The organism is Bartonella sp. DGB2 (assembly GCF_046843095.1).
In the GTDB taxonomy this organism is placed as follows: Bacteria; Pseudomonadota; Alphaproteobacteria; order Rhizobiales; family Rhizobiaceae; genus Bartonella.
On record NZ_CP177325.1, the window covers coordinates 1242871 to 1262715 of the forward strand.

16 protein-coding genes, 1 tRNA gene and 1 other RNA gene are annotated in these 19845 nt (G+C 44.2%); 10 read left to right on the plus strand and 8 right to left on the minus strand.

Annotated features, from left to right (window positions below; translation table 11 throughout):
- The first annotated feature begins 38 nt into the window (after window positions 1-38).
- Window positions 39-113: transfer RNA gene (locus ACK28X_RS06715), tRNA-Gln, on the plus strand.
- A 371-nt stretch (window positions 114-484) separates the two neighbouring features.
- Window positions 485-1678 carry a CynX/NimT family MFS transporter gene (locus ACK28X_RS06720; protein WP_412057637.1) on the plus strand — a complete coding sequence of 398 codons (1194 nt, stop codon included), beginning with the start codon at window positions 485-487 and terminating at the stop codon, window positions 1676-1678.
- A gap of 62 nt (window positions 1679-1740) precedes the next feature.
- Here ACK28X_RS06720 and ACK28X_RS06725 read toward each other — a convergent pair whose 3' ends face one another.
- Window positions 1741-2340 carry a superoxide dismutase gene (locus ACK28X_RS06725; protein WP_412057638.1) on the minus strand — a complete coding sequence of 200 codons (600 nt, stop codon included), beginning with the start codon at window positions 2338-2340 and terminating at the stop codon, window positions 1741-1743.
- A gap of 486 nt (window positions 2341-2826) precedes the next feature.
- Here ACK28X_RS06725 and ACK28X_RS06730 point away from each other — a divergent pair, with 486 nt between their 5' ends.
- Window positions 2827-3888, plus strand: a complete 1062-nt coding sequence (locus ACK28X_RS06730) for a DUF475 domain-containing protein (RefSeq protein WP_412057639.1) — start codon at window positions 2827-2829, stop codon at window positions 3886-3888.
- Here the strand turns inward: ACK28X_RS06730 and pncA are convergent.
- Both pncA and ACK28X_RS06740 read right to left on the minus strand, forming a co-directional pair.
- Window positions 3885-4493 (minus strand): bifunctional nicotinamidase/pyrazinamidase, encoded by a 609-nt coding sequence (gene pncA, locus ACK28X_RS06735; protein WP_412057640.1) that lies wholly within the window; start codon window positions 4491-4493, stop codon window positions 3885-3887. The two genes, ACK28X_RS06730 and pncA, sit on opposite strands and share 4 nt — an antisense overlap.
- Before the next feature lie 29 nt (window positions 4494-4522).
- The gene (locus ACK28X_RS06740) at window positions 4523-5101 is read right to left on the minus strand and encodes a hypothetical protein (RefSeq protein ID WP_412057641.1); all 579 of its coding nucleotides are present in this window, start codon (window positions 5099-5101) and stop codon (window positions 4523-4525) included.
- Between the two features lie 120 nt (window positions 5102-5221).
- On the opposite strand from ACK28X_RS06740, the gene ettA reads away from it, so the two are divergent.
- From ettA to ACK28X_RS06760, 4 genes are read left to right on the plus strand one after another with little or no spacing between them, the layout of a single operon-like run.
- A complete protein-coding gene (gene ettA, locus ACK28X_RS06745; RefSeq protein WP_412057642.1) occupies window positions 5222-6871 on the plus strand; it encodes an energy-dependent translational throttle protein EttA in 1650 nt (549 codons plus the stop codon).
- 51 nt (window positions 6872-6922) lie between these two features.
- On the plus strand, window positions 6923-8107 hold the full coding sequence (locus ACK28X_RS06750; RefSeq protein ID WP_412057643.1) for an aminotransferase class I/II-fold pyridoxal phosphate-dependent enzyme: 1185 nt from the start codon (window positions 6923-6925) through the stop codon (window positions 8105-8107).
- Window positions 8108-8758: an alpha/beta fold hydrolase gene (locus ACK28X_RS06755; protein WP_412057644.1), complete on the plus strand. Its 651-nt coding sequence runs from the start codon at window positions 8108-8110 to the stop codon at window positions 8756-8758.
- The gene (locus ACK28X_RS06760; RefSeq protein ID WP_412057645.1) at window positions 8742-9491 is read left to right on the plus strand and encodes a methyltransferase domain-containing protein; all 750 of its coding nucleotides are present in this window, start codon (window positions 8742-8744) and stop codon (window positions 9489-9491) included. The genes ACK28X_RS06755 and ACK28X_RS06760 overlap by 17 nt, the downstream gene beginning before the upstream one ends.
- Here the strand turns inward: ACK28X_RS06760 and rnpB are convergent.
- From rnpB to ACK28X_RS06785, 5 genes are all read right to left on the minus strand, one after another.
- Window positions 9492-9886, minus strand: an RNA gene (rnpB, locus tag ACK28X_RS06765) — RNase P RNA component class A.
- A 39-nt stretch (window positions 9887-9925) separates the two neighbouring features.
- Complete coding sequence (locus ACK28X_RS06770) at window positions 9926-10333, minus strand: lytic transglycosylase domain-containing protein (protein WP_412058312.1); 408 nt, start codon at window positions 10331-10333, stop codon at window positions 9926-9928.
- An 896-nt stretch (window positions 10334-11229) separates the two neighbouring features.
- Complete coding sequence (gene metF, locus ACK28X_RS06775) at window positions 11230-12162, minus strand: methylenetetrahydrofolate reductase [NAD(P)H] (RefSeq protein WP_412057646.1); 933 nt, start codon at window positions 12160-12162, stop codon at window positions 11230-11232.
- 258 nt (window positions 12163-12420) lie between these two features.
- Complete coding sequence (gene nhaA, locus ACK28X_RS06780; RefSeq protein WP_412057647.1) at window positions 12421-13794, minus strand: Na+/H+ antiporter NhaA; 1374 nt, start codon at window positions 13792-13794, stop codon at window positions 12421-12423.
- 112 nt (window positions 13795-13906) lie between these two features.
- Window positions 13907-15679 (minus strand): hypothetical protein, encoded by a 1773-nt coding sequence (locus ACK28X_RS06785; protein WP_412057648.1) that lies wholly within the window; start codon window positions 15677-15679, stop codon window positions 13907-13909.
- A 441-nt stretch (window positions 15680-16120) separates the two neighbouring features.
- Here ACK28X_RS06785 and ACK28X_RS06790 point away from each other — a divergent pair, with 441 nt between their 5' ends.
- From ACK28X_RS06790 to ACK28X_RS06800, 3 genes are all read left to right on the plus strand, one after another.
- A complete protein-coding gene (locus tag ACK28X_RS06790) occupies window positions 16121-17902 on the plus strand; it encodes an SLC13 family permease (protein ID WP_412057649.1) in 1782 nt (593 codons plus the stop codon).
- Window positions 17899-19038 (plus strand): FUSC family protein, encoded by a 1140-nt coding sequence (locus ACK28X_RS06795; protein WP_412057650.1) that lies wholly within the window; start codon window positions 17899-17901, stop codon window positions 19036-19038. Before ACK28X_RS06790 ends, ACK28X_RS06795 begins: the two co-directional genes overlap by 4 nt.
- A 134-nt stretch (window positions 19039-19172) precedes the next feature.
- A complete protein-coding gene (locus ACK28X_RS06800; RefSeq protein ID WP_412057651.1) occupies window positions 19173-19844 on the plus strand; it encodes a tetratricopeptide repeat protein in 672 nt (223 codons plus the stop codon).
- Window position 19845: the final 1 nt, after the last annotated feature.

A 19845-nucleotide genomic window follows, 5' to 3' on the forward strand; every position in this document is an offset into this window, starting at 1 on the left:
TGAATGGCTATAAGCGCAACCAAGAGCACTGTTGCTTTTGGGGTATAGCCAAGCGGTAAGGCATCGGTTTTTGGTACCGACATTCCCTGGTTCGAATCCAGGTACCCCAGCCAAAATTCACTCATGTTTTGTCGTTGTTTTTGGCATTGCTTTCCTTTTCAACTTTTATTGCAATCTTTACAGTTTTTTGGTGTGCGACTTTAAGAGAGTTTCACAAAGGTTTGATGAAGATAACATCTTTTTAATCAAGCTTTTTATGGGGAAGCTCTCGTATACCTGTTCTTTTTGCTATAGAATGTGAAAAAGGTTTATTGCAGGGGCAATGAGAACGAGTAATTAAAGGGCGGTTAACAGTGTTTCAAAGCCTAGCATGTTAAGGAAGGAAAAATGAAAGAGAGAATGTATAAATTATTATTATATGCGATGGCTACGGCGTTTTCTATGTCGTATTGATTTTAACTGTAAATTATATTGTAGAGTATTAATGAAACGCCAAGGTCTATCTTCTTTTGTATTAGGTTTTAGCCTCACGTTGATTGCTTTTAATTTGCGCCCTGTTTTTTCTAGTTTTTCTGTTTTATTACCAGCTATTTCGCAAGATTTGGGTTTGAGCGCAACCCAAGCGGGTCTTTTAACAACGGTTCCGGTTTTATGTTTGGGTTGTTTTGCACCTTTGGCTCCTTATTTTGGCCAGCGTTTTGGGGTAGAAAAAGTTCTTGCGGGCGCATTGGCTCTTTTGGCTGTAGGTCTATTAGTGCGCGCTAGCGGTTCTCTTCCTTGGCTTTATGGGGGAACAATAGCCTCTGGTGCAGCAATTGCGTTGAGCAATGTTTTACTGCCCAATCTGGTCAAGCGTGATTTTCCTCATCATATGGGTGTGATGACAAGCTTTTATACCATGGCATTGTGCGGTGGGGCGGCTTTGGCTATGGGGCTGACAGCGCCATTGCAGGCTATATTGGGGGATTCTTGGCATTTAGCTCTGGCTTTTTGGGCTTTGCCAGTGGTAGCGGTTTTGGCCTTATGGGTGCCGCAATTAAAAAGTCAACACCACACGATAAGAGGCCATAAATACCGTGTTCGTGGCTTGTGGAAAGATCCGCTTGCTTGGCAAGTTACCTTTTTTATGGGAATGCAATCATCGTTGGCTTATTGTGTGTTTGGCTGGTTGGTCCCTATTTTACGTGAAAGGGGCGTGGACGATTCAGTCTCGGGCATGTTGATTTCTATTTCAATTTTCATTCAAGCAGGATCTTGCATGATTACGCCGCTTTTGGCGGGGCGGAGGGCGCAACAAAGTGGTCTTAATTTCATTTTGTGTGCCTTGGCGGTGGGGGGACTTTTCGGTTTTTTATTTGCTCCTCTTGATACATTATGGGTCTGGGTCGTAATTCAGGGCTTAGGTCAAGGTGGATTGATTGCGGCAGCCATGATGATGATTGTTTTGCGATCGCGCGATGCTCCGACTTCAGCACATCTTTCAGGAATGGCTCAGACAGTGGGTTATTGCTTGGCCGCCTTTGGGCCGCTTTTGGTGGGCGTTGTCCATGATTGGACTGGTAGTTTTGCTGCTTGTGGGTTTGTGTTTTTAGGCTTTGGTTCTGCTGCGGGTATTGCAGGCTATTTGGCTGGACGCCCGTGTTTAACTAATACTACCACTTTATTGTTAGATGCATAAGAATCGCATGAAAAAACGCGCTGATAAAGCGCGTTTTAATAGAGATCTTACGGCTATATTCGCTATAGAGCCTCTTCGTACCTTTCAAGGGCATAATCCCAATTAAGAAGATGATCGACAAAAGCTTCAAGATATTTCGGCCGCGCATTGCGGTAATCAATGTAATAGGAATGTTCCCACACATCGACACATAGGAGCGGCTTAGCGCCTTGGACTAGCGGGTTTTCACCATTGCTTGTTTTGCTTACTTCCAGTTTACCCTCTTTAAGGGAAAGCCACGCCCAGCCTGAGCCAAATTGTGTGGTAGCAGCGTTAAGGAAGTTTTCGCGGAATTTATCATAACCACCAAGATCCGAATCAATAGCTTTGGCAAGTTTTTCTGGTATTTTTTTACCACCACCGTCCTTTTTCATACTTTTCCAAAATTCAGCGTGGTTAAAATGTTGAGCAGCATTGTTAAAGAGTCCTTGGTTTGTGCCGTGGCTTTTTAAGATAATTGTTTCAAGGTTCTCATCTTCAAGGTCAGAGCCCTTCAAAAGGCTATTACCGTTATTTACATAGGTTTGATGATGTTTGTCGTGGTGAAACTCTAAGGTTTCGCGCGACATATAAGGCGCGAGCGCATCGTAATCATAAGGGAGTGGAGGTAATTCAAAAGCCATGATAATATCCTCAATTGGAGTTAATAGGGATGTTTTAAAGCGTTGCTTGTTTGAGAAACAAGTGGAAGCGCCATGGCAATGGCGCATAATATCAACGCATGGCTTCAATATAAGGCATATGAGAGCGAAAGCAAATCTTTGTCGCTGAGGAAACCTTAGCTAGACTGATATCAAGTTTTTGAGGCTCTCTTAGTATTTATTGCCTATTATATGACGTAGATTAGTCAGCTTTGAGGAAGCAGCCTTAAGCGTTTGTTTCATCGCATTTATGGCGCAGGCTAGTCTCTTTTTTGCTTGGTATGGTCAAGCTTACCGATAAGCAAAAGGGAGCGGTGGTTTTTATCATATTATGGATGGTATGCTATCGCTATATTTTCGTTGTATGGGGCCTAGATGTTTTTATATAACGGGGCACAAAAGAAGTGTTAATGGTTTATAATCCTTAGTGGATGAAAATTTTCTGAAGACGCAAAAGGTGGGCTTAATTTGGCTATATTTCGGTATTTTGGTTGGGCCTTTCTATGGACATTATTGGGGCTAGTCCTAGGAGGATGGCTTGGTTTTGTGGAAACGGGTGGTGTCACTGGTTTATGGAAATATTTGTTCATTTGCTGTATTTTGGGTGTTTTGGAAATATCACTTTCTTTTGATAACGCGATCGTGAATGCGCGTATCCTAAGTGATATGGACAAAAAATGGCGCAAGCGCTTTTTGACGTGGGGCATAGTGATTGCTGTGTTTGGTATGCGGATCATTTTTCCGCTTATTGTGGTAGCTTTTGCAGCTTGGATCAGCCCTTGGAAGGCGTTGCGGTTGGCGGTTACTGCACCCCACATTTACGCTGAATTTATGATTAAATCTCATCTAGGAATTGTCGCTTTTGGGGGGGCTTTTCTTTTGATGGTAGCGATGAAATATTTTTTTGATGCTGAAAAAACTATCCATTGGATTGGCTTCTTAGAAAAACCCATGCAAAAACTTGCTGTGCTCAAAGGGGTAGAGACAGCATTTGCTTTGGCTATTATCCTTGTTTTTGCAAGCCTTGTTGATGCGTCGCACAGTTATCAATTTTTGAGTGCGGCGATTTATGGGCTTCTAGTCTTTTTATTGGTTGAGTTTTTAGGTAAGGTGCTGGATGCAAGCCAATCTTCGCTTACAGCGGCGTATAAAGGTGGAGCTGGTGCTTTTCTGTATCTTGAAATCTTAGACGCCAGCTTTTCTTTTGATGGGGTAGTAGGGGCTTTTGCTTTATCTACAAATTTATTTGTTATCGCCATTGGCTTGGGAATTGGGGCATTATATGTCCGCGCTATGACAATTATGTTGGTTGAAAAAGGTACTCTTGCTCAATATCGTTATTTAGAGCATGGGGCATTTTACGCTATTTTTCTTTTAGCCATAATTATGTTTATGCAGACCCTTTGGCATATTTCTGAAGTCATCACAGGGTTTATTGGGGCGGGTTTTATTTTGGCGGCGCTTTATGCCTCTATCGTCTATAATCGTCGTCACGCCGCTCAAGATTCTACTCACGAAGCTGAAAGTTAGCTAATCATAAAAAGTTTAACGCCCGCCTCATTCATGCTTTTTAACATATGATTAAGAGAGCCATTAAGATCAAGACCCGCACACGCGTCTAAGGCTACACTGACACCGAATCCGTTTTTGATAGCATCAAGGGCAGAATAACCTACACAAAAATCGGTAGCAAGGCCACACAATAGGATTTCTTTTATACCGCGTTCCTTTAAATAGGAGCTAAGCCCTGTGGGCGTTTTGTGGTCATTTTCAAAAAACGCCGAATAACTATCAATATGGCGGTTGTAGCCTTTGCGAAGAATGAGCTCGGCCTTGCTTGTTATAAGACCTTTGGCAAAGTCGGCGCCAAAGCTGCCTTGAATACAATGGTCAGGCCAAAGGGTTTGTGGCCCATAGATAAAGGGCACTACATCATAAGGTGCATGTACTTTGTGGGTGCTTGCAAAGCTTGAATGCCTTGGGGGATGCCAATCTTGGGTCAGGATTACGTGGTTATAGCGGGTGATTAGAGCATTGATAGGATCAATAATTGTATCCCCTTGGGGGACTCCCAAGGAGCCATTAGGCATAAAATCATTTTGTACATCCACAACGATCAGGGCTTTATCAGGCATGTTGGTCTCTTGGCATTAGCAGGTGCTTTTTAAAAATGAGCAAAAAAGTCTTGTATAGAAGCAGCATCTTTGGCTTGATTAAGCCATAATAAGGGGATTTTTTTTTGTTGCAAGCTTTCGAGGTTAGCAGAAAAACGTATAAGCAAATTTATCCAGGCACCGATGGGCAAGAAGAAATGATCAGCTACACTTACATGGCGGCGTAAATGGCGTGTGATAAGGGGACTCGGTACATCGGACCCCAATCGTCGGCGTTCATTTTTTAATCGCAAGAGATAAATGTTACGCATAAATTTTGAACATAAAATTTTGCTTTCAAGAATTAAGCCGGCAAAATTCGTATTTTCCCTTTGTGAGGTTGAAAAAGTTCTCCCACCCTTTGCTGCTTGTTCTAAAGCCCATACACCGAGAAAGGAAGGCGCATAAAGAATGAGTCCTTCTGGGTCTTCGGCAAATGGTAAGTGATAGGTTTGGACACGAGTAATAGGAGAGGGGGGGGCGTTTATAAGTGCCATAAAGGGGGTGGTTTGATTTAAACGGATAGCATTCAATCCATGAGTTTCAATTGGGTAGGCAAGGGTTAATTTAGGGGTGGGGTTATGGGGCAAGGAATCTTTTCCTATATTGCCGTGGACAACGGGATGGTTTAGAAGCGGTAGAAGCACAACACGCAGCCCATTACTAGAGATGAGAGAAAAGGGTTGGTGAAAGACAGATTAGAGGCATGAATGGCGCGTCAATTTATTTATCACATGGCTGGGTTAAACAAAACTTATGGTCATAAGAAAATTCTAGAAAATATCCACCTTTCTTTTTACCCAGATGCTAAAATTGGAATTTTGGGGCCTAATGGGGCTGGTAAATCAACTGTTTTGCGGATTATGGCGGGGCTTGATAAGGAATTCACTGGTGAAGCGTGGCTTGCTGATGGGGCGCGCTGTGGATATTTACCGCAAGAGCCTGTCTTGGATGAAAGTAAAGATGTACGCGGCAATGTAATGGAAGGCGTTGCCGAGAAACAAGCAATCTTGGATCGCTATAACGCGTTGATGATGAACTATTCTGATGAAACGGCCGAAGAAGGTGCACGACTTCAGGATATAATCGATAGTCAGAATTTGTGGGATCTTGAGTCTCAGGTTGAAATGGCGATGGAGGCTTTGCGTTGTCCACCCCCCGATTCTGATGTTGCAAAACTTTCTGGGGGAGAAAAACGTCGTGTAGCTTTATGTCGCTTGTTGCTTGCGAAACCTGACCTCTTATTGCTAGATGAACCGACCAACCATTTGGACGCCGAAACCACAGCTTGGCTTGAAAAACACCTTCGTGAATATCAAGGCGCGGTGATGATTATAACTCATGATCGCTATTTTTTGGATAATGTGACTGGTTGGATCTTAGAGCTCGACCGCGGACATGGCATCCCTTATGAGGGTAATTATACGTCTTATCTTGAAGCTAAGGCTAAGCGGATGATCCAAGAAGGCCGCGAAGAGGCCGCGCGTCAAAAGGCTTTGAGTCGTGAGCAAGAATGGATGGTTTCTAGCCCCAAGGCACGCCAGGCAAAATCAAAGGCGAGGATCAAAGCCTATGATGAGTTGGTCAAAGCTGCAGAAGATCGGCGCCCCGGCGAAGCGCAAATTATTATCCCAGTGGGTGAACGCTTAGGCCAAGTTGTGATTGAGGTAGAAAACCTTTCTAAAGCTTATGGCGATCGTTTACTCATTGATGATCTTTCTTTTAAACTACCCGCAGGGGGGATTGTTGGAGTTATTGGACCTAACGGTGCTGGTAAATCCACTTTGTTTAAGATGTTGACGGGGCAGGAACAACCCGATTCTGGAATGGTTAGGATAGGGGAAACTGTATCTTTAAGCTATGTTGATCAAAGCCGCGATGCTTTGGATGGTAGCAAGACTGTCTGGGAAGAAATTTCCGAGGGTAATGATATTATCAAGCTTGGCAAATTTGAGATGAATAGCCGCGCTTATTGCGGAGCTTTTAATTTTAAAGGCGGCGATCAACAACAAAAGGTAGGCAATCTTTCAGGTGGACAGCGCAACCGTGTGCATTTGGCTAAATTGCTCAAAGAAGGCGGTAATGTGTTACTCTTGGATGAGCCTACGAATGATCTTGATACTGAAACCTTGGCAGCCTTAGAAGATGCTCTTGAAAGTTTTGCTGGTTGCGCGGTTGTTATTTCGCACGATCGAATGTTTCTTGATCGTTTAGCTACCCATATCTTGGCTTTTGAGGGTGATAGCCATGTCGAATGGTTTGAAGGCAATTTTGAAGCCTATGAAGCCGATAAGGTGCGGCGCTTGGGGCCTGATTCCGTTAACCCTAAACGGGTAACTTATAAGCGGCTAACACGCTAAAGGGAGGCCTGTTTTGGCGCTTTATTAGGCTAGAAGCGAAAGGAGGGCGTGGTGAAGCCATTTTATAGCGCTTACCAACAGGTTTTAGAACGGCTTAAAGCTGGTGATCGGTACCGATTCTTACGAACGGTAGAGGCTCGTTCGGTCGCGACCCTTTCTACAACAGAAGCATCTGGATCTGTCCTTGACTTTTCAAGTAATGATTATCTAGGGTTAAGCCGTGATAGTCGGATTTTGTCCGCTGCGTTTGCCGAGGCTAAAGCTTTTGGCCATGGAGCAACGGGGGCGCGGCTATTATCGGGTGATTTTCCTTTTTATCATGATTTTGAGAGGCAAATTGCGCAGGACAAACGCACGCAAACAGCGTTGCTCATGACTTCTGGCTTTCAGGCCAATGTAAGCGCTTTGGCAACCCTGCTTGATGAAGGAATTTTGGGCGTAAAGCCTTTAGTTTATTTTGATCGGTTAAATCATGCGAGCCTTTATCAGGCGGTGTTTTTAAGTGGCGCACAATTGTGCCGCTATCATCACAATGATATGATGCATTTACGAACGCTTTTGCAACGCGATGTGCATCAGGCGCGGCCTCGTTTTATTGTTTCCGAAACCGTTTTTGGCATGGATGGTGATTGTGCACCGCTAGCGGACTTAATAGAATTAGCACGTCAGTATAGCGCATTTCTCTATTTGGATGAAGCCCATGCAACGGGCGTTTACGGCATGCGTGGTTATGGGCTTAGTCCAGATCATTTTCTTGAGGAGGTGCCCTATTTGGTGATGGGCACTTTTAGCAAAGCTTTGGGTGGGTTTGGCGCTTATATTGCAACCGATGAAGTGGTGCGCGCTTTGTTGATAAATAAGGCGCCAGGCTTTATCTATTCTACCGCGCTTTCTCCCATGCTAGTAGGGGCGGCGCGCGCTGCTTGGTCTCTTGTTCCGCACATGCATGAGGAACGCGCCGCCCTTCAAAGATTGGGTGCTATTTTACGCACCCATCTGGATGATTTGGGCTTGAACTTTGGTCATTCAACTACCCATATCGTTCCTATTATTTTGGGAAGTGAGGCTGTTTGTTTGCAGATTCAAAAGGCGCTTTTGGCTTCTAATATTATCGTTTCAGTAATTCGCCCTCCCACGGTGCCCCCAGGAACTGCGCGGCTGCGGATTGCGCTTAATAAAACCCATAACGCAGATAGCCTATATAGGTTTGCAGCACAATTGGCGAAGATCTTATAGATGCATTATATTTTTTGCCATGGTTTTGGCTTTAGCCCACGCTTTTTTCAGAGGCTTGTGCCGTATTTTGCTCAAGAGCGTTGCTCTATGGTGGATCTTGGTTATTTTGGTGACGCTTCTATTTGGCCAGTCCTTGATGATGAACCAGTGGTATGTATTGGTCACTCTTTGGGATTTGCTAAGTTATGCCTTTCCTATGGAAGTATACCACAGGCTTGCGGTTTTATTGGACTCAATGGTTTTGTAGATTTTTTGGGGAGGGAAGCAGCTTTATATCGACAAAGGGCAGCAGAGCTAGCGGCTATGGCTGATCAATTTTCTCGTGCACCCGCTTTGGTTTTACGTAAATTTTACCGCCGTTGCGGGGCTGCTAACTTCCAAGATGAGGTCGACTTATCCGCTCTCAATTATAAAGCTTTAACGGCGGATTTTGCGCTTTTAGGGCATTTACGTTTTATTCCGCCTAAGCGACATTGTTTATTGTATAGTCGCGATGACCTTATCGTGTCTGACAACTTGCTTCATGAGCAACAAAAGTTGGGAACTAATTGTTTGGTGGTGGAAGGGGCGCATGGTCATGCCTTGGGATGGGTGGCGTGTGAAACAATTTATTTTAAGATAAAGGCTTTTGTTGATGACATTTGCATTTAATCTTGTACGCCAGCGCTTCGGCCGTGCCGTTTTATCCTATGATACGGTAGGGCAGATCCAGCGCAAGGCGGGAGAATTTTTATTAGAAAAGACCCGCGCGGCGCTTAGTGAACCGCCACAAACAATTCTTGATGTGGGTACCGGCACGGGGCTTATGCCTATGCTTTTATTACCCTATTACCCCCATAGCCAATATTGTTTGAACGATATTGCGCCTGAAATGCTTGCTTATTGCCGTAAAAAGTTTATGGCCGTTCCGTCTATTAACTATCAATTGGGGGATTTGTCTACTCTAAACGTAGCGCCTCATGACCTCATCGTAAGTAATTTTGCTTTACAATGGGCTTCGAACTTGCAAGAGGTTTTGCGCTTTTATCACAACAAAACCCAACGCGTTTTCGCTTTTTCGGTACTTATGGCAGGTACGTTTGCTCAGTGGTATGCCCTGCTTGCCCGCTATCAGCCATTCGCCCCGCCACCCTATCTTGATGCAGACGCTTTACGCCTTTTATGCCGCTCAATAAGTGGAGCAGGGTCGTTTTATGATTGGCAGGAGGAGTATACTTTGTGCTTTGCCAATCCACGATCCTTTCTACTCTACCTTCAAAAATTAGGCGCAAACGCGCATGTTCAGAGTATAGCTCTTGGAGCTTTGCGAAGCCTCCTGCGCAATGAGACAAAGCCATTTACGACTCAGTATCGAGTATTTTATGGGCTTTTTCAATGCAGTTGAAAGGTCAGTCGGCCTATAAGCCGGGTTCTGTATGGCGCAGTTTGGTAAGCCAAAGCTACGCGTGGCAACCATTCATCTAGGACGGTTGTTGCCAACCGCCTCATGCAACCTACCCAGATGCGAGCCCGGAACAGGCCGTTAAGCTACGCTTAACATGCATCTCTATTCGGTCTTGCTCCCAGTGGGGTTTACCATGCCGTAGCCATTACTGGCGACGCGGTGGGCTCTTACCCCACCCTTTCACCCTTACTCATGAATGAGCGGTTTGCTTTCTGTGGCACTATCCCTAGGGTTACCCCCGCCGGGCGTTACCCGGCACTGTTTTCCGTGGAGCCCGGACTTTCCTCACTTGCCACCTTTCGGTTTTTGGCAAGTGCGGTTGCCCAGCCGACTGACTGGCTGTTTATAGGGCTATTTGCTTTTATCCGCTAGCATTATTTTTGCGCGCGTGTGAGATAGGTCTGCACCCTTGAACAATAACGCTTTGAAGTAGGGTTCATTCTTGTTGCTCCATGGCCAGCATTATATTTTAGAATGGTAGAGCACGTATCACCACCGCTCATATGATAGGCTTTGGCTAAATAGCGCATGCCATAATCAAGGTTGGTTTCTGGGCTGTATAATTGCTTGGTGGTGCCTTGATAACCTAAAGCACGCGCTGTTGAAGGTTTGATTTGCATCAAGCCCACTTCGCCTGCAGAGCCAAGCGCTTTGGAGTTATAGTTGCTTTCAATAAAAATCACGGCGTGCGCCAGTTCGACAGGAACTTTATGCTTAGCTGCGAATTTACCTATCAACGCGGCATAAGGTCGTTTTAGAGTGGGCGCTACTTCAATAGTCATGGGGCTTGCGCAAGTGGCTTGAAGTGGCGCAAAAAAAGCTAAACTCATTCCTAGAGCTATTGTCCATAATCGCATGTTTTTCTTTCCAGTTGAACCATCATAGGGTGTTGTCTTTGATTGAAGAGCCGTGACGGCATGCAGCGGTATGAAGGAGAAAAGGAGCCAAAGAGAGTCTTTAAGGTGGCAATATTTGGGCTATGCTTTAATTATGTTCGTTTATCAGACACATGGGCTTTTATCGAGCATAATACGGCGGCCTGCCATAAAGGAGGTTTGATTTGGGGCGTTTGGGATTCAGATAGCATCGGGTGATTTTGAGTGATTCTTAAAAATAATTTGGGTGGCTATCAATCAGAAAGAGCACGAGTTCAAGATGAATATCTATTGTAAGTAGCTAAAACAGCCTGAACAAGTAAACCCTGCTAAAGCAAGCTTTAGCAGGGTTACATCAAAGAGACCGCCTTGGGGGGAATGCGTCTCTTTGAATTCCAAATCAGCATTTAAATGGTTCTGCCAAGGGCAAGCCCTTGGCAGAACCACAATCAAAAGGACCGCTTCGGGGGGGGAGCGTAATCCTTCTGACTGTATTAGAAGTCGGCTAAATATCTTAAAAAGAACCATAATATGGAATGCGAAATGAAATCAAGCTCCTATGTTTTTAAAAATAACTTTTTTATACATTTTTCTGAAAATTAGGTTTTTATATATCAAATATACAAAAATTTGTACCATATAAGTACAAAACATTCCTTTGCAAATAGGGGTAGGGTTATCGCAGCAGCGCGTGAGAGTCTTACTCCATAGGTGGTACAAAGAGGCGGTATCTCCTTTCTTTATTCTCTTTAATAGTGTTTGGTGGAAGTTCGTGGTTTGCTTGTTGGGTTAAGGCGCGGTGTCTATAAGATGGACAGGTTTTGTGGCGCTTGATCCTTATGATAGGCATGGGGGCGTATGCCAATGAGATGGCAAATCGCATAGGTAAGATCGGCACGATTGAGCGTATAGAAATGAAAATCTTCAATTCCGCTCTCTACAAGATCAAGAACTTGTTCAGCCGCTACGGCTGCAGCAACCAAAGCATGGGTCTGAGGGTCATTTTCTAAGCCCTCAAACCGCTGGGCAAGCCAAGAGGGGATATAGGTGCTGGTACGGGCGCAAAATTTTTGTACTTGCCAGAAATTGTAGATTGGTAAAATCCCTGGTAAGATAGGAATATAAATTCCTGCTTTGCGAACCCGTTCGATATAGTCTTCGAATAAATTATTATCAAAAAAACATTGTGTAATAGCTCTAGTAGCACCATTGTCGATTTTGCGTTTTAATATATCAATATCGGTAGCAAAATCCGCACTTTCTGGGTGTTTTTCTGGATAAGCCGAAACGGTGATATCAAAATTTGCATCAATTGCTTTTAGTCCTGCCACCAATTCAACAGAATTATGGTAACCCCTCTTTATCGATTGATAGGTCGTGTTGTTATTGTTAACCGGATCTCCGCGCAGGGCGACAAAATGGCGAATACCAAGACTCGCAAAATTACGAGCCACCGCATCTACTTCATCCCTAGTAGCGTCAATACAGGTGAGATGTGCTGCGACGGAGAGCGAAGACTCCTTGATAATACGTGACACGGTACGCGCGGTGCGTTCCCGTGTGGATCCCCCTGCTCCATAAGTAACAGAAACAAAATCAGGACTAAAAGGCGCTAAACGTTCAACTGTTTGCCAGAGTGTTCTTTCCATGATTTCGGTTCTTGGAGGAAAAAACTCAAAGGAAATTTTCAATCTTTGCCCATGATTAGGGCGGTGCGCAAGTTTATTGCTACCCATAAAATTGTCCTCCTCGGCTATATTTATAGGAAAGCGTAGCGTAGTGGTTTGAATAATAAGTGCATGACTTACAATTACGTTGTTTATTTACGTCAAATAGCAAAGATAGGGCGGTTGCGCGATGACTTAATGACAACGGTTTTTTTATTATTCGCACCACTTATGTCCCGCCTCCATCTTCAGTTTGCTCTCAATATTTATACTATCTGTATAGGCTGGTTTCCTGTCAAGTATAATTATTTATGAGATAAACCGCCCTTATGAGATTGTGCTTTTATGAGGGGCAGAGGGCTTTTTAAGCTGGCTTAAATAAAAAAGTCCAAAGCCAAGACCAAAAAGGGCTGAGAGACCCGACCCAAAGAGTACTCCGATTTTTGCTGTATTCAGTTGATTAATATCATTGAACGCTAGCATAGAAACAAAAATCGACATGGTAAAACCCATTCCTGCTAATAGGCCGATTAATAAAATACCCGACCAGTTCACATGGGCTGGTAGACGGCAAAGGCCAGATTTTACTGCAAGATAAGCCGCGCCGAATATGCCTAAAGGCTTACCAAGGAAAAGACCTAAAGTTACCCCTAGAATTATCATTGCATTGTTGCCAGAAAAGGCATCAATACCTGAAAGACCGATGCCGGCGTTAGCAAAAGCGAAAAGCGGCATCACAATATAAGCGACCCAAGGATGGAGAGTCATTTGCACGCGCGTAACGGGAGCCATCACATAATGCTGCTGGTGGCTTAATTGCTTTAGACTATAGGCGATATCGTGCAGGCTTTGCGAGTTTTTTGGTGTATTGAGCGCGTTAGCCGCATGGGTTATAGCCTCCAGAGGGGCCATTTGGCTACGCGCTGGTAAAACTGGCGTCATCATACCTAAAATAACGCCAGCTAACGAGGGGTGGGCACCGGTGATAAACAGACCCCACCATATAAGGCCGCCAGGCAATACATAATACCAGGCTGAGGTAAGGTTGATCCACTGAAAAAACAAGACAAGTGCTATGCCAAGGCCCACTAATAATAGGCCGGAAGGAGCAAGATCGCTTGAATAAACAAAAGCAATGATCAAAACTGCGATAATGTCATCAATAATCGCTAAGGAAAGTAGAATGACATGCAAGTTTAACGGTACAGCTTTACCAAGTAGGGATAAAATTCCTACAGCAAAGGCAATATCCGTAGCGGTGGGTACGGCCCAGCCATGGGAGCGGTGGGGGTCAAGGTTAAAGAAAAGATAGATGAGGGCTGGAATAACTACCCCCCCTATCGCTGCTATAATGGGTAAAGTAGCTTGTCTTAGATTGGCTAGGGCCCCTTCGTGAATTTCGCGCCGAATTTCCATCCCCGCTGTTAGGAAAAAAATTGTCATCAAAATGTCATTGATCCAAAAATGCAGATCCCATGAGACATTAATGCTTCCAAATTTGAAGCCCAGGGGGGTGTGCCATAGGTTATGATAAAATTGGGCATAAGAAGAATTAGCAAGCATTAAAGCAGCTGCAGCCATGCATAATAAAACAATGCCTCCTAGCGCTTGAATATGTAGAAATTTTTGGACAGCGCTCACTGCACGCCGTTTAATTATGGTAGCGCGGTTGGGCGGACGGTTTTTGTTCAAATATGGCATATCGATTTCCTATAGTGACGGCTCTTGTGCTTTCCGCCTATCTGTAGTGCATTTGCTTTACAGCTTTTACCAGCATCGGCAGGAAAAGAACGCACAGGCGTAAAATTTCGTGTTATTCATTTTTTGCACGCAAATCAACTTTGTCTAAGACATGGCTTAGATTATTTTGCAATATTTCGTTGAGGTCATTAATACTCAGCATTTGTCCAGCCTTGGTTTGGATATCTATGCTTAATTTTCCAGGATTTTTGGCAAAACTGCTCAAGGCCTGAGCTAGTGCTTCAGTCTCTTTATGGCCTTTTAATAAAAGACGCGGCGTTTGCGCCATTGCAATATTCAGGTCTTCGTAAAGCTCTTTTTTCAAGTCGCCTTTTCCGTCGCTCAATTGTTGATCAAGGTAGGTGAATAGTCTGTCGATGAAGCCATAATCAATATAACTTAAAGAAACGTGGGCGATTCCGATTTTTTCTGCACTAGCCAATATAGCGCTTTGATCATTGGAAAACAGGTTAGGCTCAACGTGAATCGCTTGCCCCGAAAGCGCCCCCGCCCCGATATTTTTAGCATCAAAAGAAAGGGTGTTGAGTGTTAGAGTGCGCTCTATTTCATCGTAGTTAAAATCAAGCTTACCCGATAGGGTGATAGCGTCAAAGCCAAGGTTTTTTAGTATTTTTAGGTCATTTTGAGGCATCTTTGCCGTGTTGATGACTAAATTATCAAGTGAGATTAGCATGCTTTCGGGGATAGGGTGGCGCCATCTCCTTGGGGTAATGTTAAAATGATCAAGGCTTAATTTCAGTTCTGGTAAATCAAAATTAGCGTTTTTGATCTCTGCGTTAAAGGTAGTGATAGCGGATAAAAGCGTCCCGATTAGGCGATTGCGTGCCTCTTTTTTAGCCACTTCATCATTTGTATTTTTTGCTTCAAGATAAGATTTCCACCATTGGTTAGCTTCTTTTTGCATGGGGCGCATTTTTAGGCCTTGGCTTGTAAAAGCTCCCAGCGCAAAATGAATCACACGTTCATTTTTATTGAAAACATCAAAGCTAATATCGTTAAAATTCATAGAGCCGACAACCATTTGCCCTTGTTCTTCAATGATATTAGAAACGCTTCCTGTAAAGATTTGATAGGCGTAGTCAATATTAATATTGGCTATGCTAAGAGCACGCCCTTTGGTTAGAAGTTCCCCCGTAAGTTTTTGTGTGGTGGCGGCGGTTTGCATCTCTCTTTGTGGAGTTTTGCTTCTCTGTAGGGCGCCCACATCATGGGTAGATAAACCAGCAAGGGTATTTACGTTTAAGGTACTGTTGAAACTTTCGATACCAATTTCACCAATGCGGCCATTTTGTAAGTGTCTAGCCCAAAAACCGTTGAGATCTATTCCTTCATTTTTGCCGGAGGGGGTCTTGATAGTAAGTTGGATTTGCGGTGCATCAATGGCTGAAATCGAAAAACGATTGAGCGTTTCTAATAGCTTAGATTGCAGAGCAGGGTTGCGCGGTTTTTGTTGGATGCCGTTTATTTGTAATTGTGGAATATGGATGCGGATATTATCACGGCAGATCTCCACATCATAGAGTGTGGCAGTCCCTGATAAAAACCCGATGGGGGGGCGAGCAGAGATACGTTGTGCTTTCACCGATAGGCCAGCGGGCGCGGGTATGATAACATTTTCAAGATTAACCTTGCCTAAGAGGCTGATCTGCGACGCGTCTGCTTTGATATTACGGCGCGCTATTTCTTGAGCCACAACTTTATCAAGATAGGGTTTGGCTATAAAAAAGCCACCAAGGGCGAGAATCATCAAGATGATCAAAAAACCAACGAGATAAATGAGACCATATTTAAGTTTGCTTACAAGCTTTCTAGAAAAATTGCTCATGCTTCCGCTCTTATACCTCGTTAGAATCATTACCTAATATGTTATATGGTAGGGTGCGCGATATTATCGACCCAATCGCTATAGTCTAGGCAAAATCTATGCCAGCTGGCAATGAAATTTTGCAAATGAGTGTTTTTGATAGGCCTTCGAAGGCTGTTGGTTTTTTGAAGGATTTTATAAGTCGAATTATGTCACCTATGGATAGTACTTTGTATACGCATTGTTATCGGAATCGCTACTTCTATATTGATATAGGAAGTATGTGAATAATGTTTTGACGAATGCGGTTTTTATTGTTTAACTGTTTTTAGATCGGGTTAGTTGCTTATAGCTGTCTTATACGCTTTGGTAGTTAATTCTTGGGCATGAACAAACAATGAGAAAGGCGCTTTAAATTATTTTGCGATCAAAATTCAATAGGACAAAAAAATGGGATAGGGCATGACAACCAATCAAATTTTTGCTTTTTTAATTTTGGGCGTAATGATGGTTTTCTTTATTTGGGATCGTTTTCGTTATGACCTGATCGCGGTAGGGGCATTGTTGGTGGCCTGTGTTTTAGGTATTGTAACCCCTAAAGAAGCCTTTGGCGGGTTTAGTAATGATATTGTAATCATTGTAGGTAGCGCCCTTGTGGTGAGCGCGGGGGTCTCACGGTCTGGCGTGATGGAAATTTTGATTCAGAAATTTTGGCCTGATGTAAAGTCTGTTCGTTTGCAACTGGTCTTTTTAGTGGTTATGGTTACGATTTTATCGGCTTTTGTGAAAAACATTGGTGCCTTAGCGATCATGCTGCCTATTGCGTTTCAGTTTGCTCGGCGCTCCAATATCTCTCCTTCATTGTTTCTTATGCCTATGGCCTTTGGTTCGCTTCTAGGAGGTTTGATGACGCAAATCGGCACATCGCCCAACGTGGTGGTTTCGGCGGTGCGGGAACGGTTGGTGGGGACTTCTTTTACTATGTTTGACTTCACACCGGTGGGGGCGACGGTGGCAGCGGTAGGCGTTTTATATTTAGTTTGTTTTGCTTGGCTCTTGCCAGCACGCACCCGTTTGGGCGGGACAATGGCTGACAGTTTTGATATTCGTGCTTATTTATCAGAAGTGCGTATCCCTGCTCATTCGCCAATTATTGGTAAAACAATTATGGATCTTGTCAAACTAGGCGCTAACGAGGTTATGGCTATCCAAATTATTCGTAATAAGGTGCTGATTGTACCTTTGCCTGATTTTGTTCTAATGCAAGGAGATATTATTCTTTTAGAAGGTAACCACAGCGCCCTTGACATGGTGGTAAATTCGGCACGGCTTGAATTAGTTATGGGGCGCAACGCACTATCTCGTGTCGCCAATGATAAAGAAAACCATATGGATACCGTAGAGGCGGTGATTGCTAACAATTCACCTCTCATCGGCGCCACCGCTAAACAATCGGCTCTTTTTGAACGCTATGAAGTAAATTTATTGGCCTTAAGCCGTCAGCATGAAAGGGTGCGAGAGCGGCTGGGCGATATCGTGTTCCAGTTGGGTGATGTGATTGTTTTGCAAGGCCGCGATGTTATGATTCCGCCCCTTCTGTATGAGTTAAAATGTTTACCTCTAGCTCGTCGCAATATTATGTTTGGAAATCTGCGCCACGGCCTAGTGCCTTTAGCGATTTTATTTGTAGCTATCTCAGCTACTGCCTTGCAAATTGTCCCTGTAGCCTTATCATTTTTTACCGCCGCCTGTGCTATGTTAGTATTCCGAGTAATTCCGGGTCGCGATATTTATCAAGCTCTTGATGGACAAGTTTTAGTGGTTTTGGCAGCGTTGATTCCTGTGAGTGAGGCTTTGGAAAAAACTGGGGCGACCGATCTTATCGGCCATTGGCTTAGCCATTTAGCGCAATCTTTGCCGCCAGCAGGAGCGCTGGCGATTATTATGGTCGCGGCTATGTTAGTAACGCCCTTTTTAAATAATGCTGCTACGGTAATGGTGATGGCCCCTATTGCGTCTAGTTTTGCTACATCCTTGGGTTATAGACCTGAAGCGTTTTTAATGGCGGTGGCGATCGGGGCGGGGTGCGATTTTCTCACGCCGATTGGTCATCAGTGTACTATGCTAGTAATGGGGCCGGGTGGTTATCGCTTTAGTGATTATCCGCGGTTGGGCGCACCGCTTGCGCTTTTAATTTTAACGGTAACAGTACCTATGTTGATGTGGGTTTGGCCTTTGCAATGATAGAAACGAGCGCAATTCTCTCACCCTTGTGGCGCTATTGGGGGCGTGTGAAGGTTACATGGAAAGACGCGCTTTGCGCAGGAATCGCTGCAGGAATCTCTTGGTTCATTTCGGATCGTCTTTTGGGTCATGGACATCCGATTTACGCGGCGATGAGCGCGATGGTTTCTTTGGCACCTGGTATTCCTAATCACGGTCGCCAAGCGGTCTATGTGCTCATGGGAGTCATTTTAGGCGTATTGGTAGGGGAAGCTACGCTATTGCTACCCTCTATGCCTACTGAGGTTCGGATTGCTCTTGTAGGGTTTGTAGGGCTAACTATCGCTGCCTCTTATACCCTAATTCCCGTAATCATCACTCAAACGGGGGTTTCAGCAGTGATGGTCTTTGCGCTGGGGGCAGATGTAGCGGGGACGACGCGGCTTATTGATGTAGCGGTAGGTATATCTATTGGCTTATTGTTTAGCCAAGTTTTGTTTACCACGAATCCGCTCAAGGCCTTGCAAACGTCTGTGGAACGTTTTTTCCATGAACTTACGTTTAATTATAGTCAGATGCTGGAAGCCTTAGAGCAGCGCAATACTAATATAGCACTTAAAGCACTTAAGGGCTGCGCGCGCACCCATATGGTTTTAGTAAGGCTTTTAGGCTCCATTGATGTAGCGCGTAATAATGCGCGCTGGAGTTTGCGCGGCCGTCTATCCTCGCGCGAGCTAACTTCACTTTCCGTGCGTTATGACCAAACGGCCATACGCCTTTATGCTTCGTCTTTATTATTTTGTGAGGCGCTTGTTCAAGCTAGCCGTAAACAGCGCGAACAGCCACCCGATTGGTTGTTAGATGCCTTGAAGATAGTGGTACATAATTGCCGCTATCTCGCGGGCGAAGCGGATTTAGAGGCGGAATTTCTTTTTCCTGATCGTTCAAAGCGGGGGGAGACGGCAATCAGTTGGAGGCCATGTGTGACTGCGATTGAGATGACTGAAAATGCTTTAGCGCGTTTTTATAAAAGTAAAACGCGTAAAGATCGCCTTTTGATCTTTCGCAAGAAGCAAATTTTGGATGCAGTGCGCGAAGAAGTTAGAAAACAAAAAGCCTTAAAATTCGGAACCGATCAAAAAAATGATCTCTCTTAGTTCGTTCTTTGCAGGTATTTTTAAATTAGGGCTACCATCATGGTAGATTTATGCGTAAAAGCGGCAAAGGATATGTCGATAAATTTTAAGGTAGAGTTTGGCTAAGGCAATCGCTTTGAATTTGGGATAATAAGATGGCAGATGATAGTTTTATTCGTGAAGTAAATGAGGAGTTGAGGCAAGAATGGGCACGCTCTTTATGGGGGCGTTATGGCTCTATGTTATTACTAAGTGCAGTTATGATTGTTTTTGCTACTGGTGCCTATCAGTTTTATGCTTATTGGCAACAGAAAAAAGCAGCCGAAATTGGCGATATATTGTTTGCAAGTCTTGCAGATGAACAAAGCCATGATTACGGTGTGGCCATAAAGCAATTGCAAGAGTTAGAAGCCTCTGATTTTGGTGCTTATCCTGTCCTTGCTACTTTGAGCACGGCAGCGCTTTATTCAAAGCAAGGCGAGGAGGACAAAGCTATTGCCACTTTTGATAAAGTGGCGGCGGCTTCAAAAGCGCCAATGCTTTTGCAAAAGCTTGCTAAGATTAGGGCAGCTTATATATTAGTAGATAGGGGTAGCTTTGCTGATATTGAAAAGCGTGTGGGAGACCTTGATAATGAGATTGATCCGTTTCGTTGGTCAGCACGTGAGGCTTTAGGTCTTGCCGCCTATAAATCAGGAGATATTGATAAAGCGCGCTCCTATTTCAATAAAATAGTTAGCGATACAGCAAGTGGAACTGCTGTGGCGCAAAGGGCACAGATGATGCTCGATCTTTTTGAAGGCATAGCTAGGCGTAGCAAGGGATAAA

Excerpts from the sequence above, each read along its gene's own strand:
- ACK28X_RS06795 (WP_412057650.1), top strand. The coding sequence starts at position 17,899 with ATGATAGAAACGAGCGCAATTCTCTCACCCTTGTGGCGCTATTGGGGG.
- ACK28X_RS06770 (WP_412058312.1), bottom strand. The coding sequence starts at position 10,333 with ATGACTATTGAAGTAGCGCCCACTCTAAAACGACCTTATGCCGCGTTG.
- metF (WP_412057646.1), bottom strand. The coding sequence starts at position 12,162 with ATGGGTAGCAATAAACTTGCGCACCGCCCTAATCATGGGCAAAGATTG.
- ACK28X_RS06720 (WP_412057637.1), top strand. The coding sequence starts at position 485 with ATGAAACGCCAAGGTCTATCTTCTTTTGTATTAGGTTTTAGCCTCACG.
- nhaA (WP_412057647.1), bottom strand. The coding sequence starts at position 13,794 with ATGCCATATTTGAACAAAAACCGTCCGCCCAACCGCGCTACCATAATT.
- ettA (WP_412057642.1), top strand. The coding sequence starts at position 5,222 with ATGGCGCGTCAATTTATTTATCACATGGCTGGGTTAAACAAAACTTAT.
- ACK28X_RS06725 (WP_412057638.1), bottom strand. The coding sequence starts at position 2,340 with ATGGCTTTTGAATTACCTCCACTCCCTTATGATTACGATGCGCTCGCG.
- pncA (WP_412057640.1), bottom strand. The coding sequence starts at position 4,493 with ATGCCTGATAAAGCCCTGATCGTTGTGGATGTACAAAATGATTTTATG.
- ACK28X_RS06800 (WP_412057651.1), top strand. The coding sequence starts at position 19,173 with ATGGCAGATGATAGTTTTATTCGTGAAGTAAATGAGGAGTTGAGGCAA.
- ACK28X_RS06755 (WP_412057644.1), top strand. The coding sequence starts at position 8,108 with ATGCATTATATTTTTTGCCATGGTTTTGGCTTTAGCCCACGCTTTTTT.
- ACK28X_RS06785 (WP_412057648.1), bottom strand. The coding sequence starts at position 15,679 with ATGAGCAATTTTTCTAGAAAGCTTGTAAGCAAACTTAAATATGGTCTC.
- ACK28X_RS06790 (WP_412057649.1), top strand. The coding sequence starts at position 16,121 with ATGACAACCAATCAAATTTTTGCTTTTTTAATTTTGGGCGTAATGATG.
- ACK28X_RS06760 (WP_412057645.1), top strand. The coding sequence starts at position 8,742 with ATGACATTTGCATTTAATCTTGTACGCCAGCGCTTCGGCCGTGCCGTT.